17 protein-coding genes are annotated in these 19232 nt (G+C 47.0%); 4 read left to right on the top strand and 13 right to left on the bottom strand.

Annotated elements, in window-relative coordinates:
• Position 1: 1 nt before the first annotated feature.
• From AC4G47_RS13060 to AC4G47_RS13045, 4 genes are all read right to left on the bottom strand, one after another.
• On the bottom strand, positions 2–1225 hold the full coding sequence (locus AC4G47_RS13060) for a VWA domain-containing protein (RefSeq protein ID WP_491106274.1): 1224 nt from the start codon (positions 1223–1225) through the stop codon (positions 2–4).
• Positions 1210–3669, bottom strand: a complete 2460-nt coding sequence (locus AC4G47_RS13055) for a DUF5682 family protein (protein WP_491106273.1) — start codon at positions 3667–3669, stop codon at positions 1210–1212. The genes AC4G47_RS13060 and AC4G47_RS13055 overlap by 16 nt, the downstream gene beginning before the upstream one ends.
• Positions 3657–4757: an ATP-binding protein gene (locus AC4G47_RS13050; protein WP_491106272.1), complete on the bottom strand. Its 1101-nt coding sequence runs from the start codon at positions 4755–4757 to the stop codon at positions 3657–3659. The genes AC4G47_RS13055 and AC4G47_RS13050 overlap by 13 nt, the downstream gene beginning before the upstream one ends.
• A gap of 419 nt (positions 4758–5176) precedes the next feature.
• Positions 5177–6154, bottom strand: coding sequence for an aldo/keto reductase (locus AC4G47_RS13045; RefSeq protein ID WP_491106271.1), 978 nt, complete (start codon positions 6152–6154; stop codon positions 5177–5179).
• Between the two features lie 205 nt (positions 6155–6359).
• On the opposite strand from AC4G47_RS13045, the gene AC4G47_RS13040 reads away from it, so the two are divergent.
• The 4 genes from AC4G47_RS13040 (at position 6360) to AC4G47_RS13025 (ending at position 9821) form a co-directional block, all read left to right on the top strand.
• Positions 6360–7577, top strand: a complete 1218-nt coding sequence (locus AC4G47_RS13040; protein WP_491106270.1) for a cytochrome P450 family protein — start codon at positions 6360–6362, stop codon at positions 7575–7577.
• A 36-nt stretch (positions 7578–7613) separates the two neighbouring features.
• The gene (locus AC4G47_RS13035) at positions 7614–7955 is read left to right on the top strand and encodes a ribosomal protein L7/L12 (protein WP_491106269.1); all 342 of its coding nucleotides are present in this window, start codon (positions 7614–7616) and stop codon (positions 7953–7955) included.
• A 164-nt stretch (positions 7956–8119) separates the two neighbouring features.
• Positions 8120–8404: an ArsR/SmtB family transcription factor gene (locus AC4G47_RS13030; protein WP_458127266.1), complete on the top strand. Its 285-nt coding sequence runs from the start codon at positions 8120–8122 to the stop codon at positions 8402–8404.
• A 232-nt stretch (positions 8405–8636) separates the two neighbouring features.
• Positions 8637–9821 carry an MFS transporter gene (locus AC4G47_RS13025; RefSeq protein ID WP_491106268.1) on the top strand — a complete coding sequence of 395 codons (1185 nt, stop codon included), beginning with the start codon at positions 8637–8639 and terminating at the stop codon, positions 9819–9821.
• A gap of 103 nt (positions 9822–9924) precedes the next feature.
• On the opposite strand, the gene AC4G47_RS13020 is transcribed toward AC4G47_RS13025, so the two are convergent.
• The 9 genes from AC4G47_RS13020 to AC4G47_RS12980 form a co-directional block, all read right to left on the bottom strand.
• Entirely contained in the window at positions 9925–10680 is a 756-nt protein-coding gene (locus AC4G47_RS13020) for an SDR family NAD(P)-dependent oxidoreductase (protein WP_062834752.1), read from the bottom strand.
• 170 nt (positions 10681–10850) lie between these two features.
• Positions 10851–11012 (bottom strand): hypothetical protein, encoded by a 162-nt coding sequence (locus AC4G47_RS13015; protein WP_491106838.1) that lies wholly within the window; start codon positions 11010–11012, stop codon positions 10851–10853.
• Between the two features lie 192 nt (positions 11013–11204).
• A complete protein-coding gene (locus AC4G47_RS13010; protein ID WP_491106267.1) occupies positions 11205–11966 on the bottom strand; it encodes an SDR family NAD(P)-dependent oxidoreductase in 762 nt (253 codons plus the stop codon).
• A gap of 148 nt (positions 11967–12114) precedes the next feature.
• A complete protein-coding gene (locus tag AC4G47_RS13005; protein WP_491106266.1) occupies positions 12115–12423 on the bottom strand; it encodes a Dabb family protein in 309 nt (102 codons plus the stop codon).
• 402 nt (positions 12424–12825) lie between these two features.
• Complete coding sequence (locus AC4G47_RS13000) at positions 12826–13077, bottom strand: type B 50S ribosomal protein L31 (protein ID WP_062834756.1); 252 nt, start codon at positions 13075–13077, stop codon at positions 12826–12828.
• A gap of 144 nt (positions 13078–13221) precedes the next feature.
• Positions 13222–13488, bottom strand: coding sequence for an HPr family phosphocarrier protein (locus tag AC4G47_RS12995; RefSeq protein WP_260871008.1), 267 nt, complete (start codon positions 13486–13488; stop codon positions 13222–13224).
• A gap of 167 nt (positions 13489–13655) precedes the next feature.
• On the bottom strand, positions 13656–14729 hold the full coding sequence (locus tag AC4G47_RS12990; RefSeq protein ID WP_491106265.1) for an NAD(P)-dependent alcohol dehydrogenase: 1074 nt from the start codon (positions 14727–14729) through the stop codon (positions 13656–13658).
• Positions 14730–14805: 76 nt separating this feature from the next.
• Positions 14806–16947, bottom strand: coding sequence for an alpha-glucuronidase family glycosyl hydrolase (locus AC4G47_RS12985; protein ID WP_491106264.1), 2142 nt, complete (start codon positions 16945–16947; stop codon positions 14806–14808).
• Positions 16944–19136, bottom strand: coding sequence for a glycoside hydrolase family 52 protein (locus AC4G47_RS12980; protein ID WP_491106263.1), 2193 nt, complete (start codon positions 19134–19136; stop codon positions 16944–16946). The genes AC4G47_RS12985 and AC4G47_RS12980 overlap by 4 nt, the downstream gene beginning before the upstream one ends.
• Positions 19137–19232 lie beyond the last annotated feature (96 nt).

Genomic DNA, 19232 nt, shown 5'->3' with positions numbered 1-19232 from the left:
TTTAAGTGATGATCTCGCCAATCCAATCCGCGAGTTCGTTAGGCGTAATCGCTGCTACATGCGCTCCCATATTCGTTAACGTCTGTGCTGCGTGTTTGTTATAGACGGAATCTCCGTTAAAATCGAGTGCAGTGAGAACCAGCAGCTTGCATCCTGCATCGATGATATCTTTACAGGCTTTGTACATCTGCGCAATCGGGTACCCTTCCTCCAGATCACTGACCAGAATAAAGATGGTTTTGCCCGGATTATCGATTAGCGTCTCGCCATATCGCATCGCTTTGGTAATATGTGTTCCCCCGCCCAGCTGTACATTCATGAGCACATCGACAGGGTCTTCCAGTCTGTCGCTCAGATCAACAACCTGCGTATCAAATATGAATAATTGGGTGCGCAACGCATTCAAGCGATAGAAGATACTGGCCATCACCGAACTGTAGATGACTGAATCCAGCATACTGCCACTTTCGTCCACACCAATGATGATGTTCCATTTGTTATGGGGCTGTATATTCCCATCGAAATACAGACGATCAATCACAAATCTGCGCTTGTTTTTATCATAATTCTTCAGATTCCTGGTGATGGTTCGTTTGAAATTCAGATTGCGAAATGATCGTACTGAACTGGAGGTATAGCGACTGCGCTTGCCCATGATACTGGCTCGGGTCTGAGACTCCAGCTTGCTGCGGAGCTCTTCAACCACAGTTCGCACGATCTCCTTGGCGCTCTTTAACACCTCGCCTTTCATCCGACCTTTGAACTGCATAATGTTCTTGAGCAGATTCATGTTGGGTTCAAGGGATTCGAGCAGCTTTTTGTCCGTTAACAATTCTGTTAGCCCATAGCGGTCAAGCGCCTGCTTCTCCAATATTTCTACCGTTGGCTTGGGGAATAGGTCCCTGACCTTGTGCAACCATTTCGGTACAGTCAGGTTAGACGCACCGCGTCCGCCCTCTTTTCGGTAACCTTGTTCCTCACCGTATTCACGGTTATACAGATAACCCAGAATCTCATCCATTTCCGTATATTGAAATTCAGCCGACGTATATTGGTCTGTATTGCACAACCCTTCTTCGGCGGATTCACCGAGAATCAGACGCCACCGATTCAAGGTTTCAACAGACTGTCGAGACTCTCGGTTGCTTCCATCCGAATTGGAGATTTCGTTTGTTTCTCCGGTTTCTTCCGTAATCCGTTTCGCTTCATTCATATTAGCTTCCATGCGGCGAACTCCTTTCGAAGCGCTTCATCCCATGCTTTGGATTGAATGAGCATCTGCTCATTTACCGCAGGCCTTAACATCTCCTCCGGTTCAACCTGATGCAGACTTGCCACACGCTCAGCAATTAAACCCGTCTCCATTGGTGTAAAGTAGGTAAATGCCAGCCGCAATTCCGGTACCATGCTGATGAAGTCGTCGTATGAAAGCTGTTCAATCAGATAGTTCAACTCGGACAACAGCTGATCTTCATATAAAAAAGCGTCGCGTGCTACAGAGAACACTCCCTGTAAAAAAAGCGCCGTTTGACGGGTCTGATCCGGTGTTCCACGGATATACCCGCGTGCGCGATCAACAATCTCTTCCTTGGGCCTGTCACCGAGTCCTGAGGAGATAGCCACACACACACCCTCCAGTTGAGCCGGAAGCTGGTGATCAGACAGAAGTTCGCTCAGGTGAATTCGGAATGTCTCATCCTGAAAATGCTCCTCTGATGACTCCGCGAGCATGGCTAGCAGCTTCAGTCCCTGAATAATGGCTTCATGTTCATCCGGATTGGCTCTGGAGAGCTGTAGCAGTTTGTCTACAGCGTTCCTGTAAGCTTCGGATACCAGATCAGGGAGATGTTGCTCGTCAGACAAACCCAAAAGTCTCTGGTGTTGATGAATTCGGTTCAAGACATGCAGACTGTTACATAAGGACAGGAAATTTCCGTCGGTTCTCAGAGCCGATCGCACCTGTTTATAGAGTTTCATCGCAGTATCTTGAAGCCCCATTAATAGTGCTTGAAGCATCAATCGCGCAAGTTCACCACTGTGATGGTCCGGTACTTCCTGCATTTGCTCTTCCATTTTGCGTGTGGCCGCTCCTGCAAGCGTTCCGCCATAGAGGGAGTTCTCTATCAATCTGGCTTCAATGCGGGATGAGTACATATAAACCCAGGTTTCGCGTACGAGATTCATGTCACGCTCTGCAATCCAGTCCGGCCCGGATTGTCGTTTGGCGAATTCTGGAACCAGATACGTGATACATTGAAACAATTGGCTTATCTGGCGATGCTCCGGTTTCGCATACAGATCCAGTACTTTCTTGTGTTGTCCTGTTGTGCGAATCTGCAGTTTGTACCCTGTACAACGCGCCTTGAAATCCTCCACGATTGGAATACTGAATGAATTGGGAGCCACGCTTCCAATGACGTCTCCTGTCAATAGCTGCTGCAGCTCTTGCAGCGGTTTATCGGTCGCCAAGGTAAGCTCCCCCTTCACGAAGGAAGAGAGTGCTGCATCCATCAACTCATAGACGCCGCCTTCCCTTTTACCCCGAATCCCCGCAAGGCCCTGCATCATGCTGTACGCCTCAATCGCATCACTGGTTGATACATGTTCGTGACCATCCCGTAATTGGCGCATCAGCCGGGATAACAAGTCCAGAGCCGTTAGATTATACGGTGTACTCTTTTTGCGAAGCAGCTGGTTCCAGATCTGATCGTAATAATTCACATAAGGCATGCCGCTCGCATAACCATTAAGCCGATCTGCTTCAGCAAAGGTATAGACCATCGGGTACATCTGTTGATGAACCGCAGTTGGATCTACCGCCTCTTTTGGACACGTATCTTGTCCAACCCAACGTTGATCCGCTCCTTGTTTATCCATCTTCGACCGTTCCAAGTCCGATTCATTTTTTTCAGACATCAACAGTCCATACGTATGAAATCCACCGGTAATGACAAGCACACGGTCATGCTCCTCTACCGCTTGTTTAATACATTGTCTCATATGTGCTTCCCTTGCCAGATCACCTGTAGATTGTAATCGTTCCGTGGAATAGCACATTCGGGATAACGTACAATACGTGAATACATCCTGCACGAATGCCCGAGTGGATTTTTCCAGACCGCCAATTTCAAACACTTTTTCCCACAATTCATCAAAACTGCGGCAGTTTGTTTTTTTGCACAACCGGCTAATGAACTCAGACCCTGCAAGCAAGGTTTCATCCTGGATGGAGATCTCCTTTTGTTCTGTCTGCCCGGACTTGGAAGCACGACTGGAGAAATGATGATAATCCAGGTCGATAAACTTTGCCGGAATGTCCAGGCGCGCTGCTTCTTTCAAAGCGACATATTCAGGAGAATAACGAAGCATCGGGTAATAGCAGGCTTCTCTCTCCATTTCATTCTCATAGGTGTAGTACAAACTGACAGGAGGTATCGTTGCCTCATCACTCAGAACCGAAATTAACGGATTGCCACTCTCCGGTCCTTCAATCAAAATGATATCCGGCTTGTACTCTCCAATTAATCGTAACAAGTGATACGAACACGCAGGGCTGTGATGTCGTATTGGATAATAGACCGTGTGATTACTCAGGTTATATACCTGAGATTCGAACAAGGATTGTAGCTGATCAACATCAGGGTCCATTACTGCTGTTAACCGATCCATTTTCTCTCCTCATAATAGTCCTTCCACATTCCTTCTTCCCTGGAACGCTCTTTTACGACCTTGGAGAAGTAGGTTTTGAGAATGGACAGATCCTTGTCGTTTTCCTTTGCGATAGTCCCCAGCATGTTCTGCACCAACCGATCCAGCGCAATAGCCTTATCTTCGTAATAATAGGAGGTCATCGCACTCTGGACATAGACAGACACCGCCTCCGCCGTGCTCATCGATGCTTGAGGGGTATCCAGCTTGTAACCTTCCCGTGTCATGCCGGTACGCAACTCCATGAATGTCGTAGCCAACAATTCAACCACATCCGAGTTAATGTCAATCTCAATTCCACTATGTAATAACAGGCTTCGTGCCTGGGATTCAATAATTTTGGCTTCCATCTTCACGTTATGAATGGGCTTGATCGTTTCGAAATTGAACCGACGTTTCAACGCACCACTCATTTCATTTACACCTTTATCCCGAATATTGGCTGTAGCAATCACGTTAAATCCCGGTTGGGCAAACAGTACACCGCCGTCCAATTCAGGAATGCTCATGACCTTGTCACTGAGAATACTGATCAGACTATCCTGCGCCTCAGCGGAACAACGTGTAATCTCTTCAAATCGGGTAAGAATGCCTTTCTTCATTCCGTTATATAACGGAGATGGTACAAGCGCGGCTTCCGAAGGACCTTTATCGAGCAGCATGGCATAATTCCATGAGTACTTGATCATATCTTCTGTTGTGCCTGCCGTACCTTGAATCGTATTCAGACTGGTTCCGGAGATCGCTGCGGTCAGCAATTCGCTAAGCATGGTTTTGGCTGTCCCGGGTTCCCCCACGAGCATTAACCCCCGATTGCCTGCCAGAGTGACCACTGCACGTTCAATCAGCACATCGTTGCCATAAAATTTGCGGGTAATTGGGATTTCTTCTCCATTCCATATCGAAGGCTTATCCCTGCCAATAATAAAATCGCGGACATAGGCGGGAGATAACAGCCAGTTGGGGGGACGTTTCCCCTGATCCTCCTCTCGCAATGCACGTAATTCTGCCTCGTATAATATCTCGGCGGGTGGTTTAAGCATCTCCATCGTCAAGGTGTCTCCTCTCACATAAACAGATCGTATGTTCTTATTCCCATCATTTTATCACAGCACTCCAACAACTACCCAGTAAAACGATAAAAATGGTTGAAACGTCCTTCTTATCAGCACTTTTCCTAAGTCCATGGACATAGCCTCTAGCACAAATATGAATGTGAAATATCCATAGAGTCGTGTAACACTCTGGTTTCGGCCCCGAATCAGTATGCTTATTGTAAATGTATTCGTATTGTAGGCCATATGACCTTATGATTCATTACACTTCCTGTATTGTGTTTCAACCAAATGAAGCCGTATATCACAAAAGAAGACACAGGCCAGCAGCCTGTGTCTTCTGATATGCTTAACTTACTGCCAACTTTCTAAGAATTGTGATCGGAAATAACCAATCTCTCAGATGTCCCTGATTACATTCTGCGCCCACATGAAGCCGAATACAGCTCGTACCACTCATATCGGGTTAGCTCAACCTTCGTCGCATCACGACAGGCCAGAATACGTTCTGGCCGAATCGAACCAATCACGGGTTGAATGCCTGCCGGATGCTTCATTAACCAAGCCAATACAATGGATTCAGATGTAACACCACGTTCCTTGGCCATTCGATCAACCAATTGAGCTGTATGCTCAATCTCCGGCCGTTGACCCTCGACGACCCTGCCAGTAAATCTCCCTTGAGCAAGTGGACCCCAAGCTTGCAGTTGAATATGCTCTGCCTGACAATATTCCATCGTGCCATAAGGGAATACGTTGTCTCTGGCTTGAGGTCGATTCACCGTCACTCCAGCTTCTACGAATCCGATTTTGTCCAGACTCATCTCCAACTGATTCACAATCAGAGGTACTCTATTATGGAGCTGAAGAAGGCGAATCTGTTCAGAACCCATGTTGGACACACCAAAATGACGCACTTTACCGGATTGATGAAGCTCAGCCAGTGCTTCCCCAATCTCTTGCGGGTGCGCGAGCGGGTCAGGACGGTGTAGCAGCAAAATATCCAGATAATCGATGCCGAGCCGTTCCAGGATACCGTCCACACTCGCCAGGATATGTGCACCTGAGGTGTCATAACGCTGCGGTCCTTCATCATCACCCACAAGACGTATACCACACTTCGACTGTATAATGATCTGTTCCCGCAAACCTGGAGTTTCGGATAAAACTCGACCCAATACATGCTCCGCCTTACCACGTGTGTAAATATCCGCCAGGTCAAAGTGATTAATGCCTATTTCGATCGCTGCTTCTACCGCCCGGTGACCCTCCGTCACAAGATCTGAAGTTATGGGCAGGCCGTCCCATTCACCCCCAAACCGCATACAGCCAAGAACAATTCGACTTGCCGGAATCTGGTGATAATGCAAGGGAAGTTGTGCGTAAGACATGTCCGTATTCACCTCGTTTTCATATTAACCCAAGCGCATTTCAGAATTCTTCCTGTTATTTTCTTGGATCTTCCTGTGTTTTCCTGCTTTTGTTGGAAATTCATTAATACACCCGTATCTTGATACAAGCCCATCTCCAAATCAAAACAAGGTTTCAAAGCGATACGTATTGAATATATAAAGGGTGCAGGTCATATAAAGCCATATGAGAGGAGATTTTACATTGAATACGAATGAAACCAATGAAACCTCAACGTCCGCTTTTTTTACCGCAGATTTTACACGTAATCCTTATCCGGTATATGAAAAATTAAGAAAAGAGGACCACGTCTTCAGAGTCATGTTTCCGCATGGAGAGTTCGGCTGGATCATTACTCGGTATGAAGACGCTGTCCAGGTTTTGAAAGATCAACGCTTCAGCAAAGACATAGTCCGACGTTACGGCCCTGACAATCAAAGCATTTTCTCCAATAATATGTTGTTCTCCGATCCGCCGGATCATCGCCGTCTGCGCGGACTTGTGCAGAAAGCATTCACACCCAAGCTGGTCGCAGATATGCGAAGCCATATTCAGGACATTGCGGATGATCTGCTGGACAACCTTCCGTCACAGGAAAAAATGAATCTGATTGATGACTTTGCCTTCCCGCTACCCATCATTGTCATTAGTGAAATACTGGGAGTCCCTCATGAGGATCGTGACAAATTCCGAATGTGGTCCAATACGGTAATCGATGCTTCCACAGCCGAGAGCGCAGAGTTGTTTGAGCAGCATGCCAAGGAGTTTACGGATTACCTGACGGCCTGGTTCGAAAAAGTACGCAAAAATCCCGGCACTGATCTGATCAGCCAGCTCGTCATTGCAGAAGAATCCGGGCAGCAGTTGACTGAACAAGAACTCCTTGGCGTTGTCTCCTTATTAATTATTGCCGGTCATGAAACGACGGTTAATCTCATTGGCAATGGAATTCTTGCTCTGCTGGAGCACCCTGAGCAACGTGAGTTGCTCATCAACCAGCCTGAGCTTATTCATAACGCTATTGAGGAGATGCTGCGATACAATGGACCGGTGGAGTTCAGTACATCTCGATGGGCTCTGGAAGATATCGAATTCCGTGGACAGCATATTGCTCAGGGTGAACTTGTCATCGTTGCGCTTGATTCGGCTAATCGGGACGAACAGCAGTTTAAGGATGCTGATGTCTTTGACATTACCCGCGAGAAGAGTTCGCATCTGGCCTTTGGCAAAGGCATTCATCTCTGCCTGGGAGCACCACTTGCACGTCTAGAAGGTGAGATTGCCGTCAGCACGCTTCTGAATCGTTTTCCAAATATGCAGCTACAGGCTGACGTGAATGAACTCGAATGGAGACCCGGCATGATTGTTCGTGGTGTCAAGGAGATCCCCATCCAACTTAAATAATAGCTATGAATAATTGAAAGTGAGGCAACTTACATCATGGAAATGAACACCTTGGTATGGATCGTTTTTTTGCTTCTGACCCTTGTGTTACTATTCAGAGTCACCAGCCTGCAACGCCAATTGAATGAATTGAAAAGAGATGTCGAACGTCTGGAGAACGGCTCAACCGCAAGCGCACGCTCCGACTTCAATTACACCTTGTCGCCGAAGGAAGCATCCCCTTCCCACACAAGCCAACCAGCCCCAACGGATCTGGATCAGGAGCTGCTTGCACTTATACAACAAGGGAAAAAAATTATGGCGATCAAACGACTACGCGAAGCCAAAGGTCTTTCGTTGAAGGAAGCCAAAGACTATGTTGATTCCCTGGATCGGTAATATACAACCCACATAACTTCTCGGGGGAAGTTATTCCAGACTTTCGGCTGTTAAACCAGAAGAAAGGTGGAACCTTCACCGAGAGTTTACTTTTCTAACGACATATGATACTGTTATTTCAATATTACTAGAAATAAGAAATAAAGACGAAAGGACAGAACATGATGCAACCACACTCGAATGAACTTGAACAAGTCGTCAAAATTCATAAAGCACTGGGTGAGCAAACACGCTACAAAATCATTCAGATTCTATCGGGTGAGAGCAACCTTTGTCCTGCCGACCTGGAGAGCCGCCTTGTTACGGTTGCCCTATCGACTCTGTCTCATCACCTGAAACAGCTGTCCGATTGCGGCCTGCTCACATCGCAGAAGAAAGGTACCTATATCTACTACAGCCTGAACACAGAGACCGCACAAAAGTTTGTTCCCTATTTGCTAAATAAATAAAAAATTTGAGTTATATTTCTATATAATTAGAAATATTGAAACAACACTCAACATTTATTGATAGAACTAGTTCACATAAGTTTACGCTTATACCAATATTCTTTATCTCGGTTGTAACATTACTGTTTGCAGATCGGTTGCATTCACAGTATACATGTCTTGTTCTCTTGTCTTTATTTCTATATTTCTAAAAATATAATAATTATTATAATCAGAAAGAGGTTATGTTTCCATGTCTTCTACGCTCAAAATCTATGTTCTTGCCTTGGTCAGCTTCCTTGTAGGAACGTCCGAATATGTCATTGCCGGCATTTTGGATCGCATTGCAGATACTATGGACATCTCTTTAATCGCTGCCGGACAGCTCATTACAATTTTTTCACTCGTATATGCGCTGGGTACACCTATCATTATTGCATTGACTTCACGCTGGGACCGTCGCAAGCTGTTGCTATACTTCCTCGGTCTATTCGTTGGGGCTAATGTTCTTGCTTATCTGTTGCCGGGCTATGGACTGTTCGTCGCAGCACGAGTGTTAATGGCTTTGGGGGCGGGCGTTGTTGTTGTCACGGCATTAACGGTCGCTTCCCAAATAGCAGCGGAGGGCAAACAAGCTAGCGCAATCGCCACCGTAATCACTGGATTCACGGCTTCTCTGATTGTTGGCGTTCCTCTCGGAAGGCTTGTTGCTGCATCTTGGGATTGGAAGCTTGTTTTTGCTGGCATAGCCGTTCTTGGCGTTCTCGCCATGCTGGTGATCGCGGCCGCCATTCCGCCTTCCAAAGCAGAAGCTCCTGTTCCATTGAAGAAACAACTCTCTTTGCTCAAACAGCCACGAATTGTATTGGCACTGCTGGTGACCTTTTTCTGGTTAGGTGGTTATTCCATTGCCTACACGTATATCTCACCTTATCTCGTAACCGTTTCAGGAATGAGCGAAGCAATACTCAGTTCAGCTTTACTCGCATTTGGCATAGCAAGCCTGATCGGTTCGAAAATTGGAGGATTCAGTGCTGACAGATTGGGTGTCAAAAGAACGCTGATCACAGGCATGACATTACATATCGTGAGTCTGGTCCTGCTGAATATAACGGCAAGTTCTCATCTCGCTATCTTCCTTGTTCTAATTTTGTGGTCTTTTGCCGCATGGTCTTCGGGTCCAACTCAGCAATATAATCTGGTTACCATGGCTCCGGAATCCTCGGGCATTATGCTCAGTCTAAACAGTTCGGTGATGCAATTAGCCATGGCTGCCGGAGCAGGTATTGGGGGGATCGCGGTCAGCAGCATATCATTATCATCCATCACCTGGATTGGGGCTTTCGGAGTCGTTGTTGCCGTCATCATTGTTATAAGCTCGTATCGTTCAGCATCTGCTAAAAGTACACAAACCGATACATCACACAACGCTACCTGATATGTATTCGAAGTACAAAGACAAACCAAAAAGAGAGACCACTATATGCATACAGTGGTCTCTTTTTAACCATTTTAACGGGTATTGCCGAGCTGCTGAACTCTTATTGGGCCGTAACTGCACCATCGATCGGATATACTGCACCATTAATATATGGCGCTTCATCTCCCAGAAGGAAGGAAACGAGATTCGCAATCTCTTCCGGTCTGCCTAGACGTCCAGAAGGAATGCTGTCAACAGTTGCCTTGAACACTTCAGGATTGTCTTTACCAAACTGAACGACCATCGGTGTCTCAATTGTACCTGGCGCAATCGCATTCACACGAATATTGTCCTTGCCATATTCAATCGCAGCTGTACGGGTCAAGCCGACCACGCCATGTTTGGTTGCTGCGTATGGTGCAACCGCGGGTACACCAACAATACCGGCTGTGGAAGCTGTGTTCAGAATAGAACCTCCGCCGGTTTTGAGCATTTCCGTAATCACGTACTTCAACCCGTAAAACACACTTCTCAGGTTGATATCAATAATCTGGTCAAACTGCTCAATCGTATGTTCGATCAACTTGATTCCAGGACCCGCAATCCCTGCATTATTAAAGAACATATCGATTCGTCCGAACTCTTCGACTGCTTTTTTCACATAGTTCTCAACTTCAGGTGCTTTACTCACATCTGCTTGTACAAAAATCGCTTTACTTCCCAGCTTTTCAATCTGCTTCACCGTTTCAAGACCTGTCTCTTCGACAAGATCCACGACAACAATGGATGCGCCCTTCTCAGCCAGCTTCAGCGCTGCTGCTTGGCCCAATCCACTTCCTGCTCCAGTGATAATGGCTACTTTTCCTGCGTGACTCATGTTGATCTCCTCCATGTGTGTGTGTCATCCTGTGATTGGATCGATGAATACGATATGAAACGTTCGTACATGTAATAATGCAATATGTAGGTCAAAAGTGTCATAAAACCTTCCTGACTTTACCTATTCTAATAGACTTTCGACATAAAAACAATTCATATAGTATGGATTCATACTATATCAATGATCACACCCCGAATCCCCTCCATGCCCATGGCTTGAGCAACCATCGCAAGGTTGGGGTTCACAAGCTCCGTTCCAGATTCCAGGAATCCTGCCTCCTTCATCTCCAGTGCTCCATAAGGATGCAAGGCTTCTATGGTCGCTTTCACATCTCCACACAAGCCATAATCGAGCTTCGTGCGCCGACCCAGGTGGGAAGATTGAATGTTGACCTGAAGGAGCACTTAAATCGTTATTTCAGTGTTAGCAAAATGCCAAAAATCCGCTTGTCGAATGACAAACGGATTATTTATGCTAGATTTATTCGTATTTCATGTGGATTCACGAATCTCAAAGAGTAACTAGATGGCAGGCATCACATTGCCGCCACTTACCGGGATATAGGCACCCGTGATAAATGAGGACAGGTCCGAGGCAAGAAAAGCCACCGCATTGGCGATTTCCTGATCTTCACCCCTGCGCTTCAGCGGCACAGTACGCGTATATGCCTCATCATGTCCAGGTTCACTGGAACGATCACGTTCACTAATTGTCCATCCAGGTGCAACCTGGTTTACGGTAATCTGATACTCGCCAACCTCCTTGGCAAGCACGCGATATACGCCATCCATTCCACGCTTACCAGCGGTGTAGGCCGACTGGTGAGCAAAATTTTGCATCGCACATTCTGTGTTGATGCCAATGAAGCGACCTGCTTTGACCGTTTGCATATGCGGAATAAAAGCTTTGGCAAGATACACACTCTGCATGACACAAGATTCGAACTGGCTCAAGTAATCTTCAGGAGATTGCTCCAACACCGTAGTCCATTCATACTGAATGACCGCATTGGCAACAACAATATCCACTCCGCCGAGAACAGCCTGGATCTCATCACGCATCCGGAATGCCGTGTCTTGCTTCGTAATGTCTCCCTGTACAATGACAGCCTGACGCCCCAGTGCCTCAATCTCACCTTGAAGCTCCCGTGCTTTCGTATCATTATTTATGTAATGTAGGGCCAGATTGGCGCCACAGGCTGCCAACGTGCGGGCGATAACTCTCCCCAGTTGTCCGGTTGCGCCTGTAACAAGAGCCGTTTTTCCTGTGAGATCCAATTGCATAACAGCGAAAACCTCCTTGATTTCATTTTATCGAAAACGATTTCGCATAGTATTATAATATATATCAAATCAGCTTCATTCAGAGAGATATACAGCATTGTTCAATGCTGTATATAGTAGTACAACTTTATTTCAGTATGTGTAGAGATTATTTATTATTATGTTGAATGAGATCAATTTCCTGGAAGCGACTAACTTCCTTTTCCCAACGCTCTTTTACATATTGACGGTGAACCGGGTGATTGTTGTATGCATCATACGCAGCCTGATCCGCAAAGACCATTGAGAAGCTGTAGTCAAACTCATTTTTCTCACTTACCTGTCTCAGAACCTGAAACTGCTCTACCCCAGAAATGACTGCAAGTGCATCTGAACTTTCCTTCAAAAAGGCTTCCGCCTCCGGTGTATCTTTACCTGCGTAAAGTGTAAACGTTACCATATGTGTGATGCTGCTCATCTCTACTTCCTCCTCCAATATGTTCTAACTCTGTTTTCTAGTGTACATCCGATTGTGTTGTAAGCGCAATAATTGGTTGAATTAATTTTTAATGAAAATGGATAATTCTATATAAATTGAACTTAAGAATATTTACACTGCACACTCCGATGACAGAACAACCTTCCGATCGCTGTTATCCCCAGATTTTTTGATTCCTTCTATAAAGGGTAAATCCGGGGATAAAGGCGAACGCTCCGCTTCTTCAGGTTCTTTCTCTCCTCTCCGTTTTGTGTAAATGTTTAGTTCAATTTATATAGTTACAAATATTAATTAAAACTCACAAGGGTTTCCCCTAGAAGTATATGTACACAAAAAAACCTCAGGACGAATCCCGAGGTTTTCTTGTAATGTATGGACAAACTATTTGTTGATGTTGTATTTACGGTTAAATTTATCAACACGGCCACCGATATCCACGTTTCTTTGTTTACCAGTGAAGAACGGGTGGGATGCGGAACTAGTGTCCACACGGATTACTGGGTAAGAGTTACCGTCTTCCCATTCCATAGTTTCGTTAGAGAACTTCGTGGAAGAACTCAGGAATTTGAAATCAGCACTTGCATCGTAAAAAATTACGAGTTGTGTCTTTGGATGGATGTCAACTTTTGGCATAATCTATTTACACTCCTTTAATATGGGTACTTCTTTAGAATCAAACTAAATTTTATTATACTCTTTTTTTGTACAAAGTACCAGCAGGATTTGAGGAATAGCTAAAAAAAATATGATTTCTATTGATTTTGCACCTAATCAGGTTTACGCCGTCCCTTTCTCCAGTACATTCAGCATGTACTCCAAAGCCTCCAGTTCATCCCTGCCTCTTGTCTGCAATCTGACAACACTACCATATCGAATGGGGAGTAACGCCATCCCTAACAGGCTTTTGACATCAACTCGATGTTCATGCTCAGACTCCATATACGACAAGATAATATCCGAGGTAAAACGTGATGCTTGAGAAGATACCGACATCAGATCATCCCGATGAAAATCAGCGTGAATCATAAATTCATGTACTCTCACGACCTTCAGTTCCTTTCGCTAAGTACTTATTCACCTATATGGTGTGTATCATTTTATATATTAAAATCATCATGAATTATACCATGTTTTGGGAGCTTGTCTATTCCTTTATTTTGCAAAAAAGAACAAAAAAGAGTCCTGAAATTCAGGACTCTTTCAGTACGAGCTTATATCCCGTTCGGATATACCATGACCTTCAGGCTGCCGCTCTTATTGTGTAATGCACGTTCCATCGCCTGCTGTGTCTCTTCCAGTGAATAACGATCTGTAATCAGAGACATCACGTCATGTTGGCCAGAGCTCAGGAATTCAATCCCTGCAGGATACGTGTTGGCATATCGGAATATCCCATAGATATCAACTTCATTGTCTGCGATAAATGGAACATTCAGTGCAATCTCGTCCTGCGCAGGCAGGCCCACAATAGCAAGTTTGCCTCCACGTCGAAGTGAATACAGAGCCGTTTGCAACGCCTTCGGATTCCCGGCAGTTTCCCATGCGGTATCCACACCGACACCACGGGTTAACTCACGAATCACGGCCAGTGCATCTTCATTACGCACGTTAATGGTATGCGTGGCACCCATACGGCGAGCCGCTTCCAATCGTACTTCCTCCAGATCCGTAACAATGATCTTCTCTACGCCAAATGATTTTGCAGCCGCAACAGCCATCAGTCCAACGGGCCCCATCCCCATAATCGCAAGCGTTGTACCCGGAGCCAGCTTGCTCCGGCGAGCCGCATGAATCCCAACGGAGAATGGCTCATTCATGGCCGCTTCCTCATAGGACAGATGGTCGGGAATCGGGAATACCATATCTTCGCGCATCGTCATGTATTGTACAAAAGCCCCGTCCACCGGAGGGGTCGCCAGAAACTGTACATCCGGACACAGGTTATAGCGACCTTCCTTGCATGCTGTGCAACGTCCACAGGTGACTCCAGGCTCAATGGCCACCCGATCTCCTATTTTCAGACGGGATACTTTCTCGCCAACTGCAGCAATCATCCCCGCACACTCGTGTCCCAGGATGATCGGTTTCTCCACCACGAACCTGCCGATGCGCCCATGTTCAAAATAATGTACATCCGATCCGCACACGCCTACGGCCATCACTTGAATAAGAACCTCATCCGCAGCCGGTTGGGGAACAGCTTGTTCCTCAATAATGATGTGTCCTGGCTCTATCATGACAGCGGCCTTCATGATCTCAGGCAGTTGATGTTGTCCCATACGCATTCTCCTCCTCAGGTATGTCCATGCTGTCTATTTTACATCAAAGAAAACAAGGTATGTTCTTTCTTCACATCACCAATCAATAGATTGTTCGTCCCTGTTCATCCGCAATTCCACTCTTGCGGTAGAAGTACGTATTGATCATATCCCGCCATTCCTTCGCATGTTCGGCCTGATTGTCCTGTAATGAAGCAACTTTGCTGAAGATAACGGGGTCCACTTTTCCCTCCAGCTGTCTCCATGTCTCCGCTAACGCCTCAGCCTGCGCAGCGCCTTCAAAGTGTGTATCATAAATATGTTGAATGACTGTCTTACCCGAATGCAGAACATGGGTGTACGGCACGTGATGGAAAAACAAGATTAACTCATCCGGACAGGTGTCTAATGACTCATAACGATCAGCATTCTCAGGGTGATACTGTGAGGTATACCCTGTGCCGCTCTTCACAGTTCGATCTACACCAATGCCGTGACAATCGGCAAAGTGATACGTTCCCCACTTGGAATACTCATACCCATCTACATTCGGTCCATAATGGTGCTCCGGATTAACCATCCAGCCTACCCCGAGAGGTGCCGTATAATTTTCATAGATACTTAGCGAATTCAAAAGCATACCCGTAACCTGCCGCACGACTTCGTCCTCATGTCCAAATGTCAGTCTGACCCACTCATTGGCAATCTCTTCCGCCGACAGCTCCGGATTCCACGCAAGTCTGCCGTATCCGTACAGATTCGCCTGTGCAAGGGGATGTCCTGTCCAACAGGCATCTGCGCCGATATTGGATACAGCGGCGAAGCCACTATAAGGTCGGTTATACAGAGAACCATTCGCGATTCGTTTGATCTCTGAGCCTTTTCCTTTGGCGTACGTGTCAAAGTCCAGCACTTCTTTCCATTGGGGAACCAGATAACACAGATGACGCTGCTGCCCGGTATACTCCTGGGTAATCTGGAACTCAATCAGCTGATTCGTATTCTCCATGGCGCCGAACAGCGGGGATACCGCTTCCCTCACCTGAAAATCCATCGGTCCGTTCTTGATCTGTAAAATGACATTGTCGGCAAAACGCCCATCCAGTGGCGTAAAGTGGTCATAGGCTGCCCGTGCACGGTCTGTGGAACGATCCCGCCAGTCCTGCTTGCAGTTATATACGAAGCAACGCCAGATGACCAATCCACCGAATGGCCGAAGGGCTTCAGCCAGCATGTTCGCACCATCGGCATGATCACGGTTATACGTGAATGGTCCCGGACGATTCTCGGAGTCTGCCTTGATCAGGTAACCGCCAAAATCCGGAATTGCTGCGTACACCTTGGCCGTTTGAATGTTCCACCATTCCCGTACCTGCGCATCCAGCGGATCAGCCGTATGCAATCCACCAATCTCGATTGGACTTGCGTAGTTGGCGCTCAGGAAGAGCCGAATGCCATAGGCTCTGAATTCAGCGGCAACCTTCGCAACATCACCCAAGTAACGTTCTGTCAGGAACAGGCTCTCATGCCGATGAACGTTAACGTTGTTGATCGATATGGCATTGATGCCCGTTGAAGCGAGTAAACGTGCGTAATCCCGGATGCGTTCCAAGTCCAGCGTGAATTCGCCGTTATCATAGAAAATGGAGTCTCCTGCGTAACCACGCTCAATACTACCGTCCACGTTATCCCACTGATTAATCATCCGTAGCGCATTGGTTGGCTGCTCGGTAATAAAACTCCACTTGTCCACAGCTTCATCCGTCTCGCTTGCACTTTCCTGATCAAGTGTCATCTCTCGAAGCAAATGAAATGCACCATACAGCACACCTTGGGGGGTCTCTGATCCAATGACAAGTACACCTTCTGCCTCGTCCTTGCGAATGATATACCCTTCCCCTTGCACTGCAGAACGCTCGGTTTCGCTAAACGCTTCCGCCACAGAATCACTTCCAGCCCAAGTTCCGATCCGTATTGCTGGAGCATGCTCATCTCGCTCACTAGCCTGAGAAGCAACCTGCTGACTGACCGTTGGTTTCACACCATACAACTTCTCCAATCCCTGTGAAAGTTCGGTCAGAGCTGTCGTAATGATCTGATGGTTTTCTTCGGCCAAAATCAGCCTGCTCCAGAGCGGAGCCGTCTTCTTGGCAAACCCATTCGCTCCTGACAATGTGGAGTGGTATCCCAGCCATGCATCGTATTGCGGACCTGACAGACCAGACCGAACGACGGATTGGCTCATTGTACCGCCTCCTTACTGGCATAGATCTGTGCTAGGCGATTGCCTTTGCCTTCAAGCAACCATAGGATGGACGTTACACCACGCGGATAGTACTTGCTACCAACCGCTACACCAGACAGGATCTGGTCACTCCAGCACCAGTAGGATTCCTCCGGATGCAGCAGCCAGTTGACATGAGCGGCGTCTGCTGCCTTCCCAGTCTCATCCCATTCCACACCCAGCAGTTCTCTGGTGATAAATTGGGACAGATAGATTTTGCTCAGCCACGAGTTATTGCTTGTCGAGGACAGTTTCCATCCTCCATCTTCGAACAAACAAGTTCCGGGTACAAGAACCGTTTTCAGATGGGTTTGGAGCGCCTTCAGGTAAGGTCCAAAACGTCCGTTGATATCCAGTGCTGCTTCACAGCCTGTAAAGTAAGGGAATACAAGACCTTCAATCGCCGGAATGATCCGAGAATCATTATTTTCCGCGATTACAGCCGGAATGTAGCCACCATCTGTCATCTGTGCAGCGATACTGGCAGCACATCGATCTGCTTGACGCCCTGCCTGATGGGACAGATCAGCCAGCTTCTCAGTAGCGAACAGCTTCTCCAATGCAACGTAGACCGCCCAGCACTTCCCGGCCAGATAGATGTTGTTTCGAGACTGACCCAGTGATACATCCAGGCTATCGTAGGTTGTAATCTCTGCCCCACCTTGTGTGCGGCTGCTATCCAGGCCCATCAGACCGTTACGTTGCTCTGCGTCGGGATGGTCCCGATTAAGCATACTTACGAAGCAATCCTGAATAACAGGTAACATGTCTTTTACAAAAGCCTGATCCTGTGTCTGTTCAATGTACACCGTCGCGCAGCAGAGCCAGTTTACCAGTTCCTCGTGGCTCATTTGTGAGAAACAGTCATCGATACCAACCAACTCATATGCCGAGTGTCCGGGACGTGAGAATACATTGGCCACACCGATATCATGGGTAAAGGTAATCCCGCCCGGATATAACTTCTCTTCCCCCGGGAAACGTACCTGGTCCGTATAACTGTACCGTTTTACAAACCACTCCAGTTCGTTTCGTACCGTCCAGGGATTCAAGGCAAGCTCGAAATACAGCTGATCTGCTGTCAGATCAAGTGTGTTCATCATTCGATACTCCCCTTCATTCACCACCCAGAGTGGCTCGCCATCGGCATCCAGCAGTTGAGTGCTGGCATAATAGCTGTGAATGGAATGAGCAAGCATGAAGGATTGATCTTCTGTCAGCGCAGCTGTCCCAAGGCGTTGTTCAACCTTTGCACAGGAAGCGGTCAGCTCACTGAAACGTTGCAGTGCATACTCTCCTGCCGCCTGGATGTCTGCAAAATACCGCGTATACCAATACGTCGTATCCATTCCAGTCGTCACAATGCCCCCACGGTAAAAACATACTGCGAATTGATATGTGCGTTTCTCTCCGGCCGGTACGTCCATCAGTAATGCTGCAGTTCCGCCAAGTCCAAAAGCCAGATTCTCCCGATGCTTCTCCTGTAACAGCTTCTCCAACGTAAACCCTCGCGCAGGCCACAGTCCTTCGTCTGCCGACATAATGGCTGTAAGCCGACCTTGTCCAACACCTGTGATGGAGCCACTTTCCGGTCCTCCAATCAGACGCATCGCAGAGTACGGATCATTGCCCTGATAGCCAAAGTAGGCTTTCCGTGGTTGTTGACCTTGCGTGTTGTCAATCGTCATCTCTACCAATACGGCAGGTACGAGTGCATCCATTAAGGCTTCACGATCTCCACTCGTTGGATCTGGTACGGGTCGTACAGGCGAATAGATGCGGAACGTCAGATCTCCTGCAGTCCACGTATCCGTTCCCGAGGTGAATTCGCGAGTAATCTCTTCATCACGAAAAGCAGAAATTAGAGGTTGTTGTGCTTTTGTCTGTGTCGTGGGCGGAGCCGTGTCACCATTCTCCAATTTCTCTACATCATAACGGCTGCTCTCATCTTCCGTAGCTTCATAAAAAGGAAGCGCCTGATAATTCTCTCCATCGCGAGACTGTAATCCAATATATACGTTCTGGTCTGCCGGCTTGCCGAGTTCCAGACCCAGCCCGCCCTTGGCGCCTTTGTATCCAAGTGTGAAACTGGCAAAAGCACCGATCGGTGCATGATGTGCATTATAAAAGATGGATTTGGATGTACTCATGAATCATAACCCCTCTCAGAATGGTATGCATACGTTTTCATTAGCCCCATCCTACCACGTGGTTTCACCCCAGGCCATGATCAAATCAATCTGATA

Source organism: Paenibacillus sp. Negev47 (assembly GCF_058313655.1).
Note: the sequence above shows the minus strand (reverse complement) of the source record. Positions and strands in the feature narration are given on the sequence as shown.

Bases quoted from the DNA above. Each gene is read 5' to 3' on its own strand.
- AC4G47_RS13000 (WP_062834756.1), bottom strand. From the start codon at position 13,077: ATGCCAAAAGTTGACATCCATCCAAAGACACAACTCGTAATTTTTTAC.
- AC4G47_RS13050 (WP_491106272.1), bottom strand. From the start codon at position 4,757: ATGGAGATGCTTAAACCACCCGCCGAGATATTATACGAGGCAGAATTA.
- AC4G47_RS13045 (WP_491106271.1), bottom strand. From the start codon at position 6,154: ATGTCTTACGCACAACTTCCCTTGCATTATCACCAGATTCCGGCAAGT.
- AC4G47_RS12980 (WP_491106263.1), bottom strand. From the start codon at position 19,136: ATGAGTACATCCAAATCCATCTTTTATAATGCACATCATGCACCGATC.
- AC4G47_RS12990 (WP_491106265.1), bottom strand. From the start codon at position 14,729: ATGCGTATGGGACAACATCAACTGCCTGAGATCATGAAGGCCGCTGTC.
- AC4G47_RS13040 (WP_491106270.1), top strand. From the start codon at position 6,360: ATGAGAGGAGATTTTACATTGAATACGAATGAAACCAATGAAACCTCA.
- AC4G47_RS13005 (WP_491106266.1), bottom strand. From the start codon at position 12,423: ATGAGCAGCATCACACATATGGTAACGTTTACACTTTACGCAGGTAAA.
- AC4G47_RS13060 (WP_491106274.1), bottom strand. From the start codon at position 1,225: ATGGAAGCTAATATGAATGAAGCGAAACGGATTACGGAAGAAACCGGA.
- AC4G47_RS13030 (WP_458127266.1), top strand. From the start codon at position 8,120: ATGCAACCACACTCGAATGAACTTGAACAAGTCGTCAAAATTCATAAA.
- AC4G47_RS13010 (WP_491106267.1), bottom strand. From the start codon at position 11,966: ATGCAATTGGATCTCACAGGAAAAACGGCTCTTGTTACAGGCGCAACC.
- AC4G47_RS12985 (WP_491106264.1), bottom strand. From the start codon at position 16,947: ATGAGCCAATCCGTCGTTCGGTCTGGTCTGTCAGGTCCGCAATACGAT.
- AC4G47_RS13025 (WP_491106268.1), top strand. From the start codon at position 8,637: ATGTCTTCTACGCTCAAAATCTATGTTCTTGCCTTGGTCAGCTTCCTT.
- AC4G47_RS13020 (WP_062834752.1), bottom strand. From the start codon at position 10,680: ATGAGTCACGCAGGAAAAGTAGCCATTATCACTGGAGCAGGAAGTGGA.
- AC4G47_RS13055 (WP_491106273.1), bottom strand. From the start codon at position 3,669: ATGGATCGGTTAACAGCAGTAATGGACCCTGATGTTGATCAGCTACAA.
- AC4G47_RS13035 (WP_491106269.1), top strand. From the start codon at position 7,614: ATGGAAATGAACACCTTGGTATGGATCGTTTTTTTGCTTCTGACCCTT.